This is a genomic window from Prevotella ihumii, from assembly GCF_900155655.1.
Taxonomy (GTDB): Bacteria; Bacteroidota; Bacteroidia; order Bacteroidales; family Bacteroidaceae; genus Prevotella; species Prevotella ihumii.
The window spans coordinates 2570340-2585860 of sequence record NZ_LT706987.1; the positions used below are offsets into that span (position 1 = coordinate 2570340).

General features: G+C 40.8%; 12 protein-coding genes. 9 read left to right on the plus strand and 3 right to left on the minus strand.

The features are described from left to right. Positions 1-492: 492 nt before the first annotated feature. Together CZ367_RS11295 and CZ367_RS11300 are read left to right on the plus strand one after the other, a co-directional pair. Entirely contained in the window at positions 493-1302 is an 810-nt protein-coding gene (locus CZ367_RS11295; protein ID WP_077197447.1) for a DUF3108 domain-containing protein, read from the plus strand. Between the two features lie 99 nt (positions 1303-1401). Continuing rightward, positions 1402-3873 carry a TonB-dependent receptor domain-containing protein gene (locus tag CZ367_RS11300; protein WP_077196946.1) on the plus strand — a complete coding sequence of 824 codons (2472 nt, stop codon included), beginning with the start codon at positions 1402-1404 and terminating at the stop codon, positions 3871-3873. Between the two features lie 898 nt (positions 3874-4771). On the opposite strand, the gene CZ367_RS11305 is transcribed toward CZ367_RS11300, so the two are convergent. Next, positions 4772-5089 carry a heavy metal-binding domain-containing protein gene (locus CZ367_RS11305; RefSeq protein WP_077196947.1) on the minus strand — a complete coding sequence of 106 codons (318 nt, stop codon included), beginning with the start codon at positions 5087-5089 and terminating at the stop codon, positions 4772-4774. Positions 5090-5654: 565 nt separating this feature from the next. Between CZ367_RS11305 and CZ367_RS11310 the strand changes: the two genes are divergently transcribed. From CZ367_RS11310 to CZ367_RS11340, 7 genes are all read left to right on the plus strand, one after another. Then, positions 5655-6905, plus strand: coding sequence for a peptidase U32 family protein (locus CZ367_RS11310; RefSeq protein WP_077196948.1), 1251 nt, complete (start codon positions 5655-5657; stop codon positions 6903-6905). A 46-nt stretch (positions 6906-6951) separates the two neighbouring features. Beyond that, positions 6952-7410, plus strand: coding sequence for a DoxX family membrane protein (locus CZ367_RS11315; RefSeq protein ID WP_077196949.1), 459 nt, complete (start codon positions 6952-6954; stop codon positions 7408-7410). A gap of 19 nt (positions 7411-7429) precedes the next feature. Beyond that, positions 7430-7849, plus strand: a complete 420-nt coding sequence (locus tag CZ367_RS11320; protein ID WP_077196950.1) for a SufE family protein — start codon at positions 7430-7432, stop codon at positions 7847-7849. 3 nt (positions 7850-7852) lie between these two features. Further along, positions 7853-8386: a TrmH family RNA methyltransferase gene (locus tag CZ367_RS11325; protein ID WP_077196951.1), complete on the plus strand. Its 534-nt coding sequence runs from the start codon at positions 7853-7855 to the stop codon at positions 8384-8386. Between the two features lie 533 nt (positions 8387-8919). Then, complete coding sequence (locus CZ367_RS11330) at positions 8920-10530, plus strand: hypothetical protein (RefSeq protein WP_077196952.1); 1611 nt, start codon at positions 8920-8922, stop codon at positions 10528-10530. Positions 10531-10630: 100 nt separating this feature from the next. Then, positions 10631-11857: a transposase gene (locus tag CZ367_RS11335; RefSeq protein WP_077195440.1), complete on the plus strand. Its 1227-nt coding sequence runs from the start codon at positions 10631-10633 to the stop codon at positions 11855-11857. 114 nt (positions 11858-11971) lie between these two features. Continuing rightward, a complete protein-coding gene (locus CZ367_RS11340; protein ID WP_077196953.1) occupies positions 11972-12253 on the plus strand; it encodes a hypothetical protein in 282 nt (93 codons plus the stop codon). A gap of 436 nt (positions 12254-12689) precedes the next feature. Here the strand turns inward: CZ367_RS11340 and CZ367_RS11345 are convergent, their stop codons facing one another. Then, a complete protein-coding gene (locus CZ367_RS11345; protein WP_077195320.1) occupies positions 12690-13925 on the minus strand; it encodes an IS4 family transposase in 1236 nt (411 codons plus the stop codon). Positions 13926-14211: 286 nt separating this feature from the next. After that, complete coding sequence (locus CZ367_RS11350) at positions 14212-15447, minus strand: IS4 family transposase (protein ID WP_077196954.1); 1236 nt, start codon at positions 15445-15447, stop codon at positions 14212-14214. Positions 15448-15521 lie beyond the last annotated feature (74 nt).

The window sequence follows — 15521 nt, forward strand, 5'->3', positions numbered from 1 at the left end:
TTTGGGTTAAAAAGCTAATCAAAAGCCTCAACAAAACATATTGATATGTGTTTTCTACCTCGATACATACCTAAAAAGTGTGGATAAGTGTGTGGATAACCCTACTAATAACCCCTGTATAACCCTTTTATAAACATATACTTATCCACCAAGATGGGTGGATAACCCCAAGAGTGTGGATATTAACAAAGTTATTAACGGGGTTTTAGGGAAGTTTTACACAAGTTTTACGCCGAAAAAGTTATAAACTTATTATCTTTGCATTAGAATGTGGAAATGTGGATAACTATTGTATAGTGTCTGAAAATCAATAAGTAAGCTTAAAAACTGAATGTTGATAACTCAAACTCTAAAGTTTACAACTTCATACGCAAGAAAATCGATAAAAAGATATAAACACTATCCACAGCATATCATATACAATATTCCTTTTTAAAATAAAAAAGAAAAGAATATATATATGATATAATGAAATTCAAAAATAGGACGATCATGAAACAACTGAAGATTTATTTAATAGCCTTGATGGCACTTATAGGTGTAAGCACATCGGCTCAGTGTACTTACAAGAACACAGCTTTCAACAGCGGAGAATACTTAACGTACAACCTTTATTACAATTGGAAATTTGTGTGGGTGAAGGCTGGTATGGCATCGTGGTACACAGTATCGTCAGTATATCAAGGCAAACCTGCCTATCGTGCATCGCTCACCACACGAGGTAATGGTAAATTGGACGATTATTTTGTGCTTCGCGATACGCTACTCTGCTATAATACAAAGGATATGGCACCGCTCTACTTCCGCAAAGGTGCAAAGGAAGGCAAACGATATACCGTGGACGAAGTGTTTTATAGTTATCCTAATGGGAAGTCGCACATCAAGCAGCATCGCATAGACAATGACGGCAAACACCACTGGAAAGATGTTTCGCCTAACGAGTGTGTGTTTGATATGATGAGTATATTCCTACGTGCACGCAGTTTCGACCCTACAAGTTGGAAAAAAGGCTTTGTGGTCAATTTCCCAATAGTTGACGGAAACAGTATGAATGCTGCACACCTCACCTACTCAGGCAAAAGGTTTATTAAAGCAGATAATGGTATAAAATACCGTTGTTTGAAACTTTCGTATAGCGAATATGAAAATAAAAAATGGCGAACCATTGCCGATTTTTACGTTACCGATGATGCTAACCATATTCCCATTCGTTTGGATATGCACCTAAAGTTTGGTTCTGCCAAAGCCTTCCTTGTATCGATGAAAGGCATTAGATATAAGATAGATTCGCAAGTGAAGTAGAATTGGTCGAAATACAATAAGGATTTGGTCGAAACATATTTGCAAGTTTCTTATCTTATACCTTAACTTTGCATACAGAAACAATAAATAAATGAAACAATTATGATGAAGCGAATACTCTTTACACTGTGTTTAGGAACGTGTGCAATGGCAATGAGTGCGCAGTCGACTACCATTTCAGGCGAATTGGTAGACTCACTGACACACGAAACAGAACCATTTGCAACCATTCGTATATTTAAGTCGAAGATTAGCGAAAAGCCAGCTTATATGTTAGTAGCTGATGAGAATGGTAAGTTCTCACAGGTGGTTCAGGGCAGCGGACAATATGTTATTACCTTCAATTCGGTGGGCAGAAAGGAGATTGTACGTCGTCTGAAACTTTCTTCGGACAACAATTCCGTGCTCAATCTTGGTACACTTCTCGTCCAAGACGACCCAAAACAGTTGGCAGGAGTTACAGTTACGGCACAAAAACCATTGGTAAAAATGGAGACCGACAAGATGACTTACGATGTTCAGAACGATGTGGATGCCAAGGCAAACACCGTGCTTGATATGCTTCGCAAAGTACCTATGGTAACTGTTGATGGGCAAGACAACATCTCTGTGAATGGTTCAGGCTCGTTCAAAGTATATGTAGACGGAAAGCCTAATGTAATGTTTTCAGCCAATCCGTCGCAGATATTCAAGTCGATGCCTGCAAGTTCGGTAAAGTCTATTGAGGTTGTTACCAACCCAGGGGCAAAGTATGACGCTGAAGGAGTTGGAGGTGTACTCAACATTATTATGAACAAAGTGGGCGGACAGACCCAAAAAATGAATGGATACAATGGTAATGTAAGTTTTACGGGTACGAACTATGGTTGGCGTGGGAACGCTTTCTTTAGTGGACAACAAGGCAAATTGACTTACAGCATTAATGGAATGTACAACTATATGACATCTAAGAACGTTGAAACCATAATGGATCGGGTGTCAAAGGACGGTTCTTCGATGCACTACTATCAAAAAGGAAAGACCAATATACCATTCGCAATGGGCAATTTGAGTTTGAATTACGAGATAGACTCTGTAAGCAACATCGGTGCATCTGTAGGTATGACCAAGTATAATATGAAGAGCACAGGTCACCCAACAACTACTTTCAGCGGTGGAATATATGGCTCTGGCTTCTCATACGGCAACGAAATGATGATGAATATGGGTAATACGTCTATCAATACCTCAGTGGACTATCAGCGATTTTTGAACAAAGAGCGTACAAGCAACATCACCTTGAGTTATCTCTTTACCACTTCACCCGGTATAAACGAGAACGCTCGCACCTACGACCCTTTGTCGCCAGATGTGCATCTTTCGCTTAACGACCTTTATTCTAAAGCCGATACACGTGGTACAGAGCATACTTTCCAAGCCGACTATACCACTCCAGTGGGCAAGGGACACACTTTCAATGCTGGACTCAAGTTTATAGGACGTCGAAACACATCAGATTCGCGCTATTACGATATTATTAACGGGCTTCAGACTTTCAACACTGAGAACAGTGTGAACTACAAAAACAAGCAAAGCATTCTTGCTTCGTACGTAGAATATACACTCACAGCAGGCAAGTTTGGAGCTAAGGTAGGCACACGATACGAATATACTTGGGAAAACGTAGACTTCGTATTGGGACGAGGTGCAGACTTTAAGAAGAATTATGGCAACCTTGTGCCTTCAGCAAGCATTACTTACAACATTGCACCTGCAGTTAACATTGGGGTAACTTACGGAATGCGCATCTCACGCCCAGGTATTACCTTCCTCAACCCCTACATCGACCGTTCTAACCCTACCATATTGAGCTATGGTAATCCAGATTTGGCAGTAGAAAAGAGTCATAACGTGGGCTTGGTGTTCAACGCTTTCACTCCAAAGTTTATGATGAACCTTACTTTGGCTGAAAATTTTGCGGACAACCAAATAGAGCAATACTCGTTTTTAGACAACAATGGCGTGCTAAACACCACCTATGGCAACATAGTACGTAGTCGTTGGACCAACTTCAGTACCTTTATGAACTATGCGATCACACCTAAAACACGCATTATGCTCAATGCGGCAGTGGATTATGGTGACATCAGATCCGAACAGATAGGACAGCGCAACCACGGTTGGCAAGCCACTGCCTTCTTAGGATTGCAACAAACATTGCCTTGGAACATAAAGTTTAGCATCTTTACAGGTGGTATGACAAAGAAATACACCCTTCAAGGGCACGGCAACTCATTCAATATGATAACTTCAACCGTGGCTAAGAGCTTCTTTAAGGACAAGTTGGACGTGAGTGTGATGTTCTTATCACCATTAACAGGTAAGATGCGACACAACCAATACAGCAGTGGTCTCGACTTTACACAAAGCACTCAGATACTTGTTCCTGTAAAGCAGATAGGTGTAACTGTAACTTGGAACTTTGGTAATACAAAGAAACAATTCCAACAACACCAAAGTAAGATTACTAACGACTTCCAAGAACGCAAGGACAACAACCAAATGGGTGTTGGAACAGGTGTAGGAATGTAATTTCTTCGAAGAATATTTAGAAGTTAGAGGAGTTAAGATGGCTTTGTCGGATGGGTCAGACAAAGCCATCTTAACTCCTCTAATTTTTAAAATAACTCCTTTAACTGCTAAAAAGCGGAACTCGATAAATTGAGCCCCTACATTACCCTCTAAACATTTATTTGGTACTCTCTTTGAGTGCTATAAGGAATATTTAGCAAGGTGTAGGGGCTCGATTTATCGAGTTTCGCATAATGCAAATAGGATGTGTGGAACGTGATAAATCACGCCCCTACATTCTATTCTTTGTGATTAAATAATTATATAAAATTTGTCACTTTTTTGTCGCACTTGTTTCTAAATACCTTATTTTGAATGATTTAGACCCACTTAATATATCATCTAAAACGCATTCATAATATATTATCGTTGAGGTAAGAGCATTGAGAATTAGAAGATTTATACTGCTACTTCTCAATTTTTGGAAAAGGAAGAATAGAACAATATTAAAAAGAGATTAATCTGATAAAAACAGATTTGCAACCTATTGATTATAAGAATGTTACAAATGCGTTCTGAAACATATATGTTTGACTCTGCAAAACATATATGTTTTACCCTCCCAAAGTTCAACTTTGACACCCTCAAACATATATGTTTTGGAAACAAAAGATTAAACTATTGCTTTTCAAAGGTCAAGAGGTTATAAATAGAACAATAAAAGGCATAGAATAAGAGCTTTATTCTACGCCTTTTAACCCAAATCGGTCGTTAGACTTCTTCGAGATTTGCGCGCTTATTTTGAGCTTATTTTTGGTTGTTTTTGAAGACGTTTAGCGAGCTAAACAACTGAAAAAACAAACGAAAAGAGCCAAAATAAAGCCAAAATAAGGCAAAAAGATATCTCATAAGTTTCGGGTTAAATACGTACGGCAGTTCCCGAACACGCTACCATTAGCATTGACCCCGACTGCCCCACTGTTTCATAATCGATGTCGACACCCACAATGGCATTTGCGCCCATTGCTGCTGCACGCTGCATCATTTCGTTAAGCGATGTGTTCTTTCCTTCAATGAGAACTTGCTCATACGAGCCACTTCTACCGCCGATAACGTCTCTAATGCTTGCAAAAAAGTCTTTTACGATGTTTGCACCGATGATGGTTTCACCTGTTACAATACCCTTATATTCAAGTATTTGATGCCCCTCAATGGTTGGTGTGGTTGTGATAATCATACGTTTACGTTTTGTTTTAAGTTTTTAGGCTGGTTCTATAAATTAGCTTTGTTAGATTTTGAGCTTATTTTTGAGGTCAAAATGCAAGAGCGTGAAGGAGTGTAGCGAGCTACACGACTGAACGAACTTACATTTTGAACCAAAAAGAAGCCAAAAAATAACAAAACGTATTTCATAAAAATTTAATGACTATATGCGGTGGTAATTTATATAACCAGCCTATATTATTTCCATCTCAAACGAAGAGATGATTTGTCTGCAAAGTAACAGATTTTTATCCGAATACTACGTAAAATAATGTTTATTTTTACTAAATATCACCCTTCACGCTTATAAAGCCTACGATATATAAAAATATTTATAAGCTATGAAATTGCGAAAGTTTACAGAATATAACGTAAATAATAATATAATATAAATTAAAAATTAATCGTTCGACTAATTTCTCTTTCTCTTTCGCTTCTTCACGTTGCATATATGCACCTGTATTTTGATGATAATAAGCCTATAAGAAATCTGTTTATTCTCATATATTTTGAGTATCTTTGCCGAGTAAAAGATAATAATGGATATACAAGATTTTGAAATAATGGCGCCTGTTGGCTCACGCGAAAGTCTCGCAGCAGCTATTCAGGCAGGAGCAGGCTCAATCTATTTTGGCATTGGGCAGCTCAATATGAGGTCGCATTCAGCGAACCATTTCACGATAGAAGATTTGAAGGAGATAGCCGAAACTTGCAATGCGCGAGGCATAAAGACATATCTCACCGTCAATACAGTAATCTATGGCGAAGACATCGCTGCAATGCACGAAATAATAGATGCAGCAAAGGCAGCTAATATCACGGCAGCCATTGTGAGCGATGTGGCAGTAATGGTGTATTGCCGTCAAGTGGGAATGGAGGTTCACTTGTCTACACAGCTCAACATCTCTAACATTGATGCACTGAAATTCTATGCCCAGTTTGCCGATGTGGCAGTTTTGGCACGTGAATTGAATATGACTCAGGTGGCAGAAATCTACCGCCAGATAGAAGAACAAGATATTAGAGGTCCTCGAGGCGAATTGGTTCGTATCGAAATGTTCTGCCACGGTGCGTTCTGTATGGCTATTTCGGGCAAATGCTATATGAGTTTGCACGACTCAAATCGCTCTGCCAATCGTGGTCAATGCACACAGATATGTCGCCGTTCGTACACCGTAACCGATAACGAGACGGGCAATCAGCTTGAAATAGACAACAAATACATTATGAGTCCGAAGGATTTGAAGTCGATAGCCTTTATCGACAAGATGATGAAAGCGGGCGTAAGGGTATTTAAGATAGAAGGCCGTGCGCGTGGTCCTGAATATGTTTACGAGGTAGTAACCTGCTACAAGGAGGCTATACAGAGCGTTCTTGACGGCACGTTTACAGAGGAGAAGAAGGCAGACTGGGACGTCAGACTCTCCACAGTATTTAACCGTGGCTTCTGGGACGGTTACTATCAAGGACAAAAGATGGGCGAATGGACAAAGAACTACGGCAACAAAGCCACCGAAAAGAAAATGCTGGTGGGCAAGGTGTTGAAGTATTTCTCTAAATTGGGTGTGGCTGAGATAGCTGTTGAGGCTTCTGAGATAGCGCTCAATGAGTTGATGCTCATCACAGGCACTACCACAGGCGTGATGAAGTTTAAGGCTGAGGAGATACGTTACGACCTTGAACCCGTTGAAAAAGCTGAAAAGGGTTGGCGTGTGTCGTTGCCTGTGCCTGATAAGGTGCGCCCTAACGATAAGGTTTATAAACTGATAAAGACAAACATAGAAGAATAAAAGCACGAAGGCAAGGGCTGATGTGCTGAAAACCAATAAAAGACGTATGATAGAATTACGACAAATAGCCAAGCTCTTTTTACGTGTTGCTGTGGCTTCGTCAATGCTTTCAGCTGTTGCCGACCGCTTTGGCATCTGGTCAAAAGAGCTTTGTACGTGGGGAAGTATGGATAAGTTTATCGCTTACACACAGTCGCTTATCCCCTACGTTCCCACCTCGGTAGTACCCGTATTGGCGTGGACAGCTACCGTATTGGAGATATTGCTCCCCCTAATGTTGCTCTTGGGCTTGAAACTGAAGTGGAGTGCTACGCTTTCGGGACTAATGATACTCACCTTTGCTTTGGCTATGGTAACCTCATTGAGCATCAAAGCACCGTTAGACTACTCTGCCTTCACTGCATCGGCTGCAGCTTTTGGCATTCTTGCTTGCGGACGAGGGTTCTGGGAGATGGACAATCTGTTTGTGAAAAAGAGAAGTAGAAGAATTAATACGTTTAATTAGTAGATAAAATAAATTAAAAATGTCAATCAACGAAATACAAGACGAGGTGATAGCAGAGTTCAGCGAGTTTACTGACTGGATGGACAAATACCAAATGCTTATCGACCTTGGAAACGAGCTTGACGCATTGGATGCACAATACAAGACGGAACAAAACCTCATAGATGGTTGTCAGAGCCGTGTGTGGCTGCAATGCGATATGGAGGAAGGCAACCTCGTTTTCACAGCCGACTCTGATGCCTTGATAACCAAAGGTATTATTGCGCTGCTCATTCGTGTAATTAGCGGACACACACCACAGGAGATTATAGATGCCGACCTTTACTTTATAGAGCAAATAGGTCTGCATCAGCACCTTAGCCCAACACGTAGCAATGGTTTGCTCTCTATGGTGAAGAAAATAAAAGCATACGCCTTGGCATTTAATTTGAAGGGTTAAGCAATGCGCAAGCTACGAACAATAGAAATGAACCGACTTACCCTTGACGAGTTTAAGGAAGCCGAAAAATTGCCCCTCATTGTGGTATTGGACGATGTACGCTCGCTCCACAATGTGGGCAGTGTGTTTCGTTCGTGTGATGCCTTTCGAGTGGAGGCGGTGTATCTTTGCGGCATTACAGCCACACCCCCTAATGCCGAAATCCACAAAACAGCACTCGGTGGCGAGGATTCAGTGGAATGGAAATACTTTAAAAACACTGAAGATGCCATTGTCGACTTGCACCAGCGCAACTGCTTTGTCTATGCTGTGGAGCAGGTGGAAGGATCTACAAAGTTGCAACACTTTACCCCTGATGTCGCTGTAGAACGTTATGCAGTGGTGTTTGGTAATGAGGTAAAGGGTGTAAAGCAAAGTGTTGTAGACCTTAGCGATGGGTGTTTGGAAATCCCACAGTTCGGCACAAAACACTCGCTGAACGTGAGTGTAACGGCAGGAATTGTGGTTTGGGAGTTTGCACGTAAACTCTTACTTTAAGAAAGATAATTGGAAAATAACTTAAAATACAGTCTGGGATAGATTGTAAATAGATTAGCTCAAGATGTGAGCTGCCACTTTGGATTAAGTAATTTAAATAAATTGGATATATGATGAACTTATTGGGTTTGTTGTTTTAGATGTATTATCAATCTGCGTGAATGGTAAGCACACTATTAATCTAACCCGTTGGCGGAATTAATTTAGTGCATACTTAATTCTGCCAATGGGTATTCGTACTTTTATAAGTTCAACGTTATAAATCGTAACATAGATATGCAACTACTTAAAATACATAAAACAAAATATTTCAGTATTAATATACAGAATTTATATATAAACCTTGTGATTTTAAAATTTTTGTTATTATTATTTGAATTTTGTAATATTATTTCTTATATTTGTAGCAAATTAAGAAGAATTGTCGAATAAAGACTTCGTTACGATGCATATTCATTCCGTTAAAAGTACATAGACTGTTTTTAAAAACAGGCGGACAATAATCTTTATTAATAACCATAAACCATATTATTATGATGAAAAGGAATTTACTATTCGCACTTTTAGTAGCTTTTGGAGGTTCTTTCACCCTTCAAGCACAAACTTTGCAGAGAGCTACTACGAACATTGTAACTAAAAACCATATCAAGGTAAAAGCAAAAGTTGCTATTACTGATAACCAAAAGTGGTGGGGCTATGGCTCAGAGAACGATGAACGCGCTGCTGTAGGTTTAAAACGAGATGGTGAATACGACCAAGCTATTCACCTCAGTGGTAAAAATCCACTCTTTAAAAACAAAACTATCAAGGGTATACGCTTTTACTTGCGTTCTACTGAAGGCTTATCTAATGTAAAAGTATGGGCATCTAAATATCGTGTAACCAACCTTGATAACGCTGACGTAATTCAGAGTTTAGATGTATCTAAACTACAAGGTGGGGACGAAGGTGATAAGAGACAAGGTTTCGTAAACGAAGTTTTATTCGAGAAACCTTATACTATTACAAATAGCGGCGTGAATGTTGGTCTTTCATTTAAGACTTCAGGAACAGACAGCCCTCAAATTTTTCCAATTGTAGTTTACAAGACTACTGACCCTAATCTCAAACTTTATCTACGTCACAAAGGACAATTTGGAACATCTTGGAAGGAGTTTGATGCTGCTGACAATGGTATTCCAGCTATTCAAGTATTGCTCGAAGGCGATTATAAGCCTATTGAAGTTTTAGCAAAAGATTTTGGTTCAGTATCTGTAGGTGTTGGTAAAACAACCAAAGTTACTATACCTTTGATGAACCTTAGCAAAATGAATGACCCTATTACAAGCATCACTTATAAGGTGCTTACTGATGGTGTAGGAGGTGAAGAGCAAACTATAAATCTTGCAAAGCCATTTACAGGTTTTGGTATATGGACACCTGTTGAATTTGAACTTAAAGGCGATACAAAGGATAGCGAAGCTAAGAAGGAAATTAAGATTACTAAGGTAAATGGTAAGCCTAATGCTGCTGATGCTGTATCAAGTAAAGGTGTATTGCAAACCTTGGCTAAAGAGTTCCCACATGGTGTACTTGTAGAAGAACTTACAGGACTTACTTGCCCTAATTGTCCAATGGGTTGGGTAGGAATGGCTAATCTTCACAAGGCGTTCCCTGACAATTTTGTAGGCGTAGCTATCCATAGTTATTCAAATGGAATTTCAGAAGATGCAATGTTTTTCCCACTCTATGATTCTAATTTGTACAGGATATTAAATGCTGCACCTACGGCTACTATCGAACGTGCACCTAGTATTCATGCATACGGAATGGAAAAATCGTTTGCTAAAGCCTTAGCTCGTCTCCCTTATACAGGTATCACATTGAATGCTACGTATAGTGCAGATGGCAAGCAAGTTATTGCTAAAACACAAGTAGAAACATTACGTGATGGCAACTTTAAGTTGGCTTATGTTCTTGTAGCTGATGGCCTTACAGGTACAACAAGCAATTGGAAGCAATACAATGGTTTGTCAAGATTTAAAAAAGATGCCTTACCTGAAGATCTTAAAATCTTTGGTCAAGGCGGTCAATATGGTAAATCTACTGTAGCATTGGTTTATGATGATGTAGCTATAGGCAATACTTCGTTAATTCCAATGTAATCGTTTGAAAATGAGAGAGTTAATTAACTTAATATAACTAATAAAATTTGGGCAAGTGGCTGATTATCAGTAACTTTATAGTAGCAAAAACATAAAGCAAATGACATCAGAACCACTCGACCAATATACAGAAATCTGCAGAGATGCCATCAAAAGCTCATCTGCAAAATTAGGCAAAACTTTTGAGAATCTACTCTTGGAAATACTCTTATTGTACATGGCGATACAAAGAAAGATAAATTTCACTCAAATGGAGCGTTACGGCACCCATTGCGAGCAGACCTACAGAACGAATTTCAACCGCAGCCGGGCTAAGTGCATCAACTGGGTTAAGTTCAACCTCTCCCTTTCCCGGCGTTATCTGAACATGGACGGACTGTTGGCTATAGCCATAGATCCGAGCTACATCAGTAAGTCAGGCAAGAAGACTCCGCATGTTGGTACTTTCTGGTCCGGCTGTGCAGGTTCCATGAAACACGGACTTGAAATCATGGGACTTGCCCTTGTCGATGTCTACGCCAACAACTGTATGATGCTTCGTGCCCATCAAACCCCTTCTACAAGAGAGTTGAAACTGCGTAGCATGACTCTTGTGCAGCATTACATTGCCGTCATCAAACGCTACAGGAAAGAATTGTTGAAGGTCACCGATATTGTTGTCGCTGATGCTTTCTTCTCTATCCGTCCGTTTGTGGAGGGAATCAAGGAGCAAGGCTTTCATCTTGTCAGCCGTTTCAGGGATACGGCGAGCCTATACTATGTGTACACGGGACCTCGTTCCAATAAGCCCGGGCGTCCCAAAACACTTGACGGGAAAATCAATTACAAGAAACTCGACCTCATGCGTATGGCGAAGATGCATATCGAAGGACTTGAAGGCACAGCCTACACACTCATTGCCTATTCAAAGGCACTGAAGCAGAAAGTGCGTCTTGTCATTTGGGTGATGCCGAACAGCAAGCACAAGCTTTTCTTCTCCACAAAGACATCCATGTCGGGTGAGGAAGTATTGCGCACATACCGCTCAAGATTCCAAATCGAGTTTTGCTTCCGTGATGCCAAGCAGTATACCGGACTCGCGCATTGCCAGGCAAGGCACAAGAATCAGTTGGACTTCTCCTACAACGCATCATTCGCATCACAGAATGTGGCAAAGGTGATGATGAAGGAAAACGGGCTACCGTATTCCATGGCTTCTTTCAAGGAGCTCATAGCGAGCACATACATTGCAAAATTAATTTTCGACAGGTGTCGGAGCATACCGAACCGAAAGTTAATTAGTCATACTATCAAAGAACTCTTTGGCTGGCAGAGGAAAGCTGCGTAGCAATTATCTCAAATTTTAACGAACTATTGTATAGGAAGTTCTTGGAAAAATGGACGCAACACAGTAGAAACTCCAGCGTTCGGAAAGGGAAAGGTTGTTGAGAATACTTTCACTTTGAATCTTCCTACTTATAGCGCACTTCTAAATGCGCTTAAGAGAGACCAAGTATATGTTGTAGCTATTGTTTTCAATCCTAATGGAACTGTAGACAACGCAAAGAAAGTAAAGGTAAATCCTAACGATCCAGCAGGTATCACCGAGACCAAGGATAATGGAACTGAACTTCGTGAAGTAGCACGTTACAATGCTAACGGACAGCGCATTAATGCTCCTGTTCGTGGTGTCAATATTGTGAAGTTCTCTGATGGTAGTATTGTCAAAGTAATGGTGAAATAAGAATTATCTTTTATCGGAACGAAGCAGTATTATCTGCTTTGTTCCGATAATCCAAACATTATTTTTCTTGCAGTATAGGAATACTTTTATCAATTAAACCCAGATCGGTCGTTAGACCAGTCAGACCAGTCGGACCAGTCGGACGTGTCAGACAAGTCCGATTGGTCTGACTGGTCTGACTGGTCTGACGACCGATCTATTTTTCTCATTTGATGCGCTGAAGTGTTAATCGCATCGACCATACAGCCCGTATTTGCGTCTAACAAGCAAGTTGTGTGCAAATACGGGCTCTTTTTGTGTGCATTTGCAAACTATTGATAGATAACGGATTATAAGGATATATTGCTGTCCGGTAAAACTCAAAAGAGCATAAATATCCTCCCCGAAGCCCCGTAAAATAGGACTTTTAGGTTTATTTTTTCAAAAGTAAGCCCCCCTAATCGAAAAGACTTGGTTCAGGTGGCGCTTTTTGCATCTCCTTTGCAAGGAAATCATTCCAAGTTTTTTCGGGATTTTCCATGAATGCGATAAAATCAACGTAGTACATAAGCATAAGTCTTATCATGGTAACAACTTGCGAGAATGCACAGTGTCTCTTAATGCTTCTTGACAAGACTGTTATCAGCAGATTCGCAATCAAGACTACCCATGTCTGTATTTGTATGGCATTGACGCTGTCCCCATAGAAGAAATGAAGCGGGAAGTTCTGTTTAAGCTGTTTGTACAACGACTCGATAGCCCATCTTAGGCGGTAGATTTCAGCAATGTCCTCAACAGTAAAGTCAAAGTTGTTGGTCAATAGTACAACAGGTCTCTTTGTCTCGTAAAATATCTCCACCCTTCGTGCCTCGTGGGTGAGTTCTCCTCTTGTAAAAAGCACTTTCTGATCAATATGCGTTACGAGGCCCTCTGCATTGACATACGTAACGGATTTAAGTACCTCATACTTAAGGTTTTTCTTCATTTTGGTCACGTAGCAAACGCCCTCTTCTGTAAGACGTTGGAATTGCGCGACATCGACATAACCACGGTCCATTGCTAAAGTGGCGTCTTTGGGCAGATGCACCTCTTTGAGCAGGTAATGGTCGTGTTTTGCAGCTGAAGTGAGTTGCACCACCATTGGCACGCCGACATGATACTTCATTACCGTATGCACTTTCATACCGCCTTTCTTCTTGCCTGATTTTGGATGCCGCCCGACACCTTTGAGTATGTTGTCAAAGAGCGTTATAGTGGTAGAATCCATCATGTAAAGCAACTTCTCCCAGTCTTTAGGCTCGTGCGTCTGCCCCTTATAGCACTTGGAAGGGCGGCTGTCCGCTAAAAATTTGGCATACTTCTCCAAAAGATACGCATAAACACTTGCAAAGAACTCCTGAGGGCGGCGTATATTGGCCTCAGCAAGCGTGCTGCGACGAACCAAATAGCTCATTCCGAGGTGTCTGAGCTTGTGAGCCTCAGCCTTCATGCCTATCTCAAGTTCGCGCAGAGAATCAAAGTGTTTGAGTATGCCGAACAGCATTACGACGAGATGTTGGTAGCCGTCAAAGCGCTTCACGTAAGCCTCGCTTCCTTTCGTTTCGCAGCTTATCTGAAGAATTTTCTCTTTGTCGAGTAACTTTAATACTTGACTATAGACCGGCTGTCCGGTAAAATGACTATCTTTGTTCATGGTTATGTTTTATTTTAGTAAAGACAAAGATAACCAAAAGGGCTGACACCTCGTGAGATGTGTCAGCCCTAATTTATTTTGTTTGAAAAAGTTTTACCGGACAGCAATAATAAGGATATAGCTTTTTGTGTGCAAAAAATAGGGTCTATTGTATCGTAAATATAGAACTATAAGAAGAAAGAAACGAATATATTGCTGTCCGGTAAAACTCAAAAGAGCATAAATATCCTCCCCGAAGCCCCGTAAAATAGGACTTTTAGGTTTATTTTTTCAAAAGTAAGCCCCCCTAATCGAAAAGACTTGGTTCAGGTGGCGCTTTTTGCATCTCCTTTGCAAGGAAATCATTCCAAGTTTTTTCGGGATTTTCCATGAATGCGATAAAATCAACGTAGTACATAAGCATAAGTCTTATCATGGTAACAACTTGCGAGAATGTACAGTGTCTCTTAATGCTTCTTGACAAGACTGTTATCAGCAGATTCGCAATCAAGACTACCCATGTCTGTATTTGTATGGCATTGACGCTGTCCCCATAGAAGAAATGAAGCGGGAAGTTCTGTTTAAGCTGTTTGTACAACGACTCGATAGCCCATCTTAGGCGGTAGATTTCAGCAATGTCCTCAACAGTAAAGTCAAAGTTGTTGGTCAATAGTACAACAGGTCTCTTTGTCTCGTAAAATATCTCCACCCTTCGTGCCTCGTGGGTGAGTTCTCCTCTTGTAAAAAGCACTTTCTGATCAATATGCGTTACGAGGCCCTCTGCATTGACATACGTAACGGATTTAAGTACCTCATACTTAAGGTTTTTCTTCATTTTGGTCACGTAGCAAACGCCCTCTTCTGTAAGACGTTGGAATTGCGCGACATCGACATAACCACGGTCCATTGCTAAAGTGGCGTCTTTGGGCAGATGCACCTCTTTGAGCAGGTAATGGTCGTGTTTTGCAGCTGAAGTGAGTTGCACCACCATTGGCACGCCGACATGATACTTCATTACCGTATGCACTTTCATACCGCCTTTCTTCTTGCCTGATTTTGGATGCCGCCCGACACCTTTGAGTATGTTGTCAAAGAGCGTTATAGTGGTAGAATCCATCATGTAAAGCAACTTCTCCCAGTCTTTAGGCTCGTGCGTCTGCCCCTTATAGCACTTGGAAGGGCGGCTGTCCGCTAAAAATTTGGCATACTTCTCCAAAAGATACGCATAAACACTTGCAAAGAACTCCTGAGGGCGGCGTATATTGGCCTCAGCAAGCGTGCTGCGACGAACCAAATAGCTCATTCCGAGGTGTCTGAGCTTGTGAGCCTCAGCCTTCATGCCTATCTCAAGTTCGCGCAGAGAATCAAAGTGTTTGAGTATGCCGAACAGCATTACGACGAGATGTTGGTAGCCGTCAAAGCGCTTCACGTAAGCCTCGCTTCCTTTCGTTTCGCAGCTTATCTGAAGAATTTTCTCTTTGTCGAGTAACTTTAATACTTGACTATAGACCGGCTGTCCGGTAAAATGACTATCTTTGTTCATGGTTATGTTTTATTTTAGTAAAGACAAAGATAACCAAAAGGGCTGACACCTCGTGAGATGTGTCAGCGTGAATT